This is a genomic window from Aeromonas lusitana, from assembly GCF_002812985.1.
Classification (GTDB): domain Bacteria; phylum Pseudomonadota; class Gammaproteobacteria; order Enterobacterales; family Aeromonadaceae; genus Aeromonas; species Aeromonas lusitana.
In genome coordinates this window covers 67,000-73,387 of sequence record NZ_PGCP01000009.1, presented here as the reverse complement: position 1 = coordinate 73,387, position 6,388 = coordinate 67,000, and the positions used below count along the sequence as shown (strand labels likewise).

Sequence of the window (6,388 nt, the reverse complement as noted above, 5' to 3'; positions counted from 1 at the left end):
GGGAGGCAGGGCGGCAGCCAGGGATTGCAAGGCGCCGGGCTCGTCCGGGGGGAGCCAGACCAGCAGGGCATCGACGGGCAGGGCCAGCTCGGCAAAAGCGCCGATGGAATCGGTACTGATCACCCGCTGGAACTCCCCCTCCCCCCACAATACCTTGCCAAGCCCCCCCAAAGTGCGCACGGGCAGCGCCACTTCCCCCAGACTCTGCAGCCAGGGGGCCGCATCGAGCAGGGTGCCGCCGCTGAAAAACAGACTGAACGGGCGGGAGGCGCGTAGCCGCAGGACCTGATCACGGCACAAGTGGATGCCCTTGTCTTCGAAGTTGATCTGCTCCACCGGGCTGAAGTTTCCCTCCCCCTTGCGATAAAGCGCCGCCAGCACCCGCTCGTTCACCCTCTCACCCAGTTGCCAGCCGTTGGCTTGCAGCCACTCCTCCGGTTCTGGGGGGGCGCAAGCCATCTCGGCCAGCATCAGTTCGCGAGTCAGATAACGACGGCCGGCCGGAGTCAGCTCATAACGATGGTTGCCGAGGGCGAGCAGCAGCTGGTTGTCCTTGAGCATGCCGATGAGGGGCTGCCACTGGCGACCACGGACGGGCAAGGGGGTGTCCTTCAGCAGTTGCTGAGCCAGCGCCCGCCATTCGGGGTGACTGAAATCGATCAAGCCTGTGCTTCCCTGTTGGTCGATCATGTTTCAACGAAAGGGATAATCTAGCGATTTAGCGGCCCGGAACCAAGGAGAAAAGGGAGACAACGTGATGTGGCGCAGCGCCAGAGGAAAAGGGAAAAGAGTTATACAATCAATGCGTTAATTGCATATAAAACAAAACGGCCAAGCTAGGCTTGGCCGTTTACTCACTAACTCAGTCTCAAGACTGGATTAGAAGTTGTATTGCAGGGCAACAGTGAACTCGTCGTCCAGGTTGTCGATGCTCTGGATTTTGTACTCGGTGTACGCTTTCAGCTTGGAAGTGAAGTTGTACTGTACGCCCAGCAGGGTCTCGTCAACGATGTCTTCGTATGAAGCATTGGCAGAATTAGAGTTGATCTTGCCTTCTTTGAAGTTGTAACCGGCCAGGAAGGTCCAGGCGTCAACGTTGTAAGAAGCAGCCAGCTCGTAGCCACGGCCCTTGTCTTTGTCACCACCAGTAGTGGTGTCATAGCTCAGGTCGCCTTGGGTGTAAACACCGGCGAAGTAGAAGCCGTTGATGGCGTAGTGTGCGCCCAAAGCCCACTCTTTCTTGTCACCGGAAGCGGTAGAAGTAGTGCTTTCCAGGTCGGAGTAAGCATAACCAGCATTCAGACCCAGACCGAAGTCGAAGTCGTAACCGGCGGCAGCTGCATAACCGTAGTTACGCTTAACGTTCTTGCCGTATACAGCCTTCTCGGTGATGCTCTGACCGATATCGGTAACCTTGACGGCTACGTCATCGTTGGTCTGGTAGGACAGTTTGCCCTTGAAGCCACCGTAGGTGTTGGAGTAGATGACCTGACCTTCTTGACGACCGTCGTAGAAGTTACCTACGTCGCCCCATTCGTTGAAGATATCGGTCGGCTCCAGCACGTCGTAGAACGCGGTGTCGGTTTGACCGAAGATGATCTTGCCGTACTGGGTACCGTCGAAGCCGACGTAGATGTGACGAGAGTTGAACTTGTTGTCAGAGTTTTCAGAAGCAACCTGCCACTCGGTCTTGGCAATACCGGACCAGGTGTTGTTCAGCGCAACTTTACCGGACCAGCCCAGACGGGAGGAGCCAACAATTTCACCATCAACATCGGAGTAATGTGCAGCAGTACCCGGAGTGAACTCAGGAGTACCTGTGTCACTGAAACCCCAAGAGCCATCAGTTGCACCGACGGATTGGTTGTGGTCTGCGTAGTAGTTAGCCTGAACACGGCCATAAATATCAAAGGTCACACCGTCTTTGTCATAAACGACTGCGGCGTTAGCGGCAGAAGCGAACAGAGCCGGGATTGCGATAGCCAGAATTGTCTTTTTCATAGTTGTTTCCAATGCCTACTGTAATTAAACACTAAGTCCTTGTTATTCCCTGTGTTAGCGATGTTCTTTGCATCACTATGGGGCCGAGACTATCATCGGGTTTTCCAATCCGCAACGAAAAAACTTGGAACTTTTTGCGAAATGCTTAGTCAAAGCAAAAATTTTGTGAGCCGTATCCCACATTGTTCGCCCCGCCCAGGGAAAACGTTTACAGTGATAGTCACTGCCCAAACCGTCCTTTTCAGGTGGTTTATTGCACCGTTCTGAGTCCCCAGCATATAAATGCAGAGCCTGGGTGACTGGCTCCGTTTCTCCTTGCCTCGACCCCGCCTGTCTGTTGCGGGTATCCTGTTGTCATTCATCTCGGACATGGTCACGACTCCTTCATGCTATCTACCCGTCTCAAAGCCGCCATTCGCAATACCTATCGACAAATTGCCGATGGTTTACCCGGTTTTGTGCCGCGCAAGGAGCAGAATTTCCTGGTGGCCGAAATCGCCAAGACGCTGACCGGTGAATATGACAGGGCTCGCCGTATCCTGGTGGCCGAGGCAGGCACCGGCATCGGCAAGTCCCTCTCCTATGCCCAGGGCGCCATTCCGGTGGCGCGCCTCACCCAGAAAAAACTGGTGATCTCCACCGCCACCGTCGCCCTGCAGGAGCAGCTGATCCACAAGGACCTGCCCTTCTACCACAGACACTCCGAGCTGCCGTTTCGGTTCATGCTGGTCAAGGGGCGTCAGCGCTATTGCTGCGAGCATCTGCTGGAGCAGGCCGCCAATGGCGCCGAGATGGCAAACTTCGAGCTGGATTTCGGGAGCTTGAGCAAACACAAGCCGACGGATGCCGACAAGACGCGCTACCAGGCCCTGTGGCAGGCCTATACCGAGGGCAAGTGGGATGGTGACCGGGACAACTGGCCCAAGCCCATCCCGGATCTCTGCTGGGACAGGATTGCCGCCGACCGCCACAGCTGCAACAAGGCTCTGAGTCACCATCAGCACTGCCCCTTCCACCGCGCCCGCAACGACATGGACGCCGCCGACGTGCTGGTGGTCAACCATGCCCTGCTGCTCTCGGACCTCACCATGGGGGGTGGCATCATCTTGCCTCCCCCGGACGAGTGCATCTATGTGCTGGACGAAGCCCATCATCTGCCCACCATAGCCCGGGATCACGGCGCGGCCTCGGCCAGTATCAAGGGATCACGCCGCTGGCTGGAGAAGCTGGTGCAAAGTGCCGGCAAGCTGGCCCGGGCCCTCAACAAGGAGAGCCTGCTGGACCCCCAGCTCAAGTTGCAGGATGCCCTCGCCTCCCTGCAGCCGGATCTCAAGGCGCTGGAGCAGTGGCTCGCCGGCAACGATCATCTCTTTGGCAGCGAACAGCACCACCGCTTTGCCGATGGGGTGCTGCCGGATCCCCTGCCCATGCTGGCGGAGAACCTGAAAGAGGCGAGCAAGAAGGCGCTGCGGGCGCTGGACAGGATGCAGGGGGCCATCGGCGAGGCGCTCAAGGATGGCGAGATCCGTCGTAAAGATGCAGAGCCTCTGCTGGCGGAGAGCGGTTTTCACCTGCAGCGGCTGGAGAGTTTCTGCGCCCTGTGGGAGATGCTGAGCCGTCATGTGCCCACCGGCAAGACACCGCTGGCCCGCTGGATGGCCAAAAGCGACGATGGCGACATCTGGTTGCACGCCTCCCCCATCGAAGTGGGTTATCTGCTGGAGGAGTGGCTCTGGTCCCGCTGCATCGGCGCCGTGCTGGTGTCGGCCACCCTCACCGCCCTCTCCTCCTTCAGCTATTTCCGCCATCAGGTGGGATTGAAGGAGCACGACGGCACCCGTTATCTGCGCCTGCGCTCCCCCTTCGATTACCACAAGGCCGAGCTCTATCTGCCCAAGATGAGCCACGAGCCCAGCGCACCCGCCTTTACCCAGGAGCTGATAGATACTCTTCCCCGTCTGCTGGCGGGCAAGGAGGCAAGTCTGGTGCTCTTCTCCTCCTACCGGCAGATGAACGAGGTGGCGGTGGGACTGAGGGCCAAGGGACTGTCGCTACTGGTGCAGGGGGAAGCGTCCCGCAATGCCCTGCTCACCCTGCACAAGCAAAAATGCGACGGCGGTCAGGCCAGCATCTTGTTTGGCACCGGCAGCTTCTCCGAGGGGCTGGACCTGCCCGGCCACTACCTCACCAACCTGGTGATCACCAAGCTGCCGTTCGCGGTGCCCAACTCCCCGGTGGAAGAGGCCACCGCCGAGTGGATAGAGCAGCGTGGCGGTAACCCCTTCTTGCAACTGACGGTGCCGGAGGCCTCTCGCAAACTCATTCAGGCCTGTGGCCGCCTCATCCGCAAGGAGGCCGATCGGGGCCGGGTGACCATACTCGACCGGCGCCTGCTCACCAAGCGCTACGGCAAGGGGCTGCTCGACGCCCTGCCCCCCTTCACCCGGCGGGTGGAATAGGCAATACAATTCGCTGCCAGCCCTCTTGCCCACGAGAAAAATGGCTGCCCACCCCGTCAGAGACGCCCTAAACACCTATTGCCGCTGTGCGGCAAACCTGTAAAAATGACCCCCTATTTTTCAGTGGGCACTCGCCTGACTGTTCAAAGGAGATGAAATGAAACTGACTGTTCTGGTACCGGCCCTGGCTGGTCTGTTGTGGGCAGGTAGCGCCCTGGCTGATAGCCAACTGGAAATAACAACCCCTTACGTTGTGCAATTGATCGATGGGGAATCCATCAATCCCAAGCTGCTCGATAAAACCACTGTCTTCCCCTTGAGTGCTGGCAAGCATCAGGTCGTTGTGGCCTTCGAAGGCAACTATTCCAATCGTAATGAGACCAGAGTGGTCACAGCTGAACCTCTGGTGATCAACTTCACCGCCGCTGACAACCAGCAGCTGTTCCTCGATTTCAAGAAGCCCCGTAAGGAAGACGAAGCCAAGCGCTTCGTCAAGGATCAGAAGGTGGTCCTCAAAGACAAGACCACCGGCCAGGCCTTGGAAACCGAGCAGTTCATCATGCCGACCGTGGGTGGCTTCCAGCTGACCCGTGACTATCAGCAGGAGCTGCTGAAGATGGGCAAGGCCTTCAACCAACCCGCAACCGTTGCAGCCTCAAGCGCCGTCGTGATGGCAGCCGTCAGCGCCCCGGTGGAAGTGGCACCGAGCAAGGCCCAGAGCAATCCGGAAGCCCTGACCCAGCTGCAGACCTGGTACAACAAGGCCGATGCGGAGACCCGCAAAGCCTTCCAGATCTGGGTGATCCAGCAGCAGTAATGGCGCTCGAGTGCCAGTAACAAGGGGAGCCTGGCTCCCCTTTTTCATTTCTCACTGACCCAGACCTCATGTCCCTGCGCATCTTTCATCACCACAGCTACTCCTCCCTGGTGCTGCCCGAGCGTCACCGCTTTCCCCTTGCCAAGTACCAGGCCCTCTACCAAGAGCTCTCGGAGCAAGGCTATCCGCTCACCCTGACCAGCCCCGCCAGCCGGGCACAGCTGGAGCGGGTCCATGACCTTGCTTATGTGGATGCCGCCCTCACCGGCACTCTGGACCAGGACGCCATCCGCCGGCTCGGCTTTCCCTGGTCGCCGCAACTCATCGAGCGTACCCTGCACTCGGTCGGGGCCACTATCGCCGCCAGCCGTCATGCCCTTGAGCACGGCTGCGGCCTGCAGATTTCCGGTGGCTACCATCATGCGCACCGGGACTTTGGCAGCGGTTTTTGTCTGTTCAACGATCTGGTGATAGCGGCGCAGACCTGTCTCGACGAGGGGCGCTGCGAACGTGTGCTGCTCCTGGATCTTGACGTCCATCAGGGAGATGGCAGCGCGGCCCTGTGCGCCGGCAGCCGTGACATCATCACCCTCTCGTTGCACGGGGAGCACAACTTTCCCCGCGACAAGCCCGCCTCCCATCTCGATTTCCCGCTCCCCACCGGCATGCAGGATGATGCCTACCTCAGCACCCTGGAACAGGCACTCTCTCTGGCGCTGCGCCTCTACGGCCCGGATCTCATCCTCTATCAGGCCGGGGTGGATGTGCATCAGGCCGATGAGCTCGGCTACCTCGCCTTGAGTGATGGGGGCGTGCGCCAGCGGGACGCCATGGTGTTCGATTGTGCCAAGCAGCATGGGCTGGCCATCGCCGCCGTGCCGGGCGGTGGTTACCGCCGCGATTGGCAAACACTGATCCCGCTGCACCTGTCCCTGTTCGAGGAGGCGCGCCGCCGTTTTGGCTAGCCCTTGCGCCGTCACGTGCAGATGATTTCCCAAAACTCAAAAAGAAGAGGCGACCCAGGGTCGCCTCTTCTTTCTATAAAGCACAATGGTGATGTCCTGAGCCTATCCCCATGGATAAGGGTGGCCAGTGCGCGGAGTTATTCGTT

At 59.1% G+C, this 6,388-nt stretch carries 5 protein-coding genes; 3 read left to right on the top strand and 2 right to left on the bottom strand.

What is annotated here, in order from left to right:
- Together CUC44_RS07190 and CUC44_RS07185 are read right to left on the bottom strand one after the other, a co-directional pair.
- A partial coding sequence (locus tag CUC44_RS07190; protein WP_167388820.1) for a hypothetical protein occupies nt 1-663 on the bottom strand: 663 nt, incomplete at its 3' end.
- 216 nt (nt 664-879) lie between these two features.
- Nucleotides 880-2,001 carry a porin gene (locus CUC44_RS07185; protein WP_100859294.1) on the bottom strand — a complete coding sequence of 374 codons (1,122 nt, stop codon included), beginning with the start codon at nt 1,999-2,001 and terminating at the stop codon, nt 880-882.
- Between the two features lie 386 nt (nt 2,002-2,387).
- Between CUC44_RS07185 and dinG the strand changes: the two genes are divergently transcribed.
- The 3 genes from dinG to CUC44_RS07165 all read left to right on the top strand — a co-directional run bounded on the left by dinG (nt 2,388) and on the right by CUC44_RS07165 (nt 6,242).
- Nucleotides 2,388-4,460 carry an ATP-dependent DNA helicase DinG gene (gene dinG / locus CUC44_RS07175; RefSeq protein ID WP_100859292.1) on the top strand — a complete coding sequence of 691 codons (2,073 nt, stop codon included), beginning with the start codon at nt 2,388-2,390 and terminating at the stop codon, nt 4,458-4,460.
- 157 nt (nt 4,461-4,617) lie between these two features.
- On the top strand, nt 4,618-5,277 hold the full coding sequence (locus CUC44_RS07170; protein ID WP_100859291.1) for a YccT family protein: 660 nt from the start codon (nt 4,618-4,620) through the stop codon (nt 5,275-5,277).
- Nucleotides 5,278-5,345: 68 nt separating this feature from the next.
- Complete coding sequence (locus CUC44_RS07165) at nt 5,346-6,242, top strand: histone deacetylase family protein (protein WP_100859290.1); 897 nt, start codon at nt 5,346-5,348, stop codon at nt 6,240-6,242.
- Nucleotides 6,243-6,388: the final 146 nt, after the last annotated feature.

Coding starts and splice junctions, on each gene's coding strand:
- CUC44_RS07185 (WP_100859294.1), bottom strand. CDS start 2,001: ATGAAAAAGACAATTCTGGCTATCGCAATCCCGGCTCTGTTCGCTTCT.
- dinG (WP_100859292.1), top strand. CDS start 2,388: ATGCTATCTACCCGTCTCAAAGCCGCCATTCGCAATACCTATCGACAA.
- CUC44_RS07170 (WP_100859291.1), top strand. CDS start 4,618: ATGAAACTGACTGTTCTGGTACCGGCCCTGGCTGGTCTGTTGTGGGCA.
- CUC44_RS07165 (WP_100859290.1), top strand. CDS start 5,346: ATGTCCCTGCGCATCTTTCATCACCACAGCTACTCCTCCCTGGTGCTG.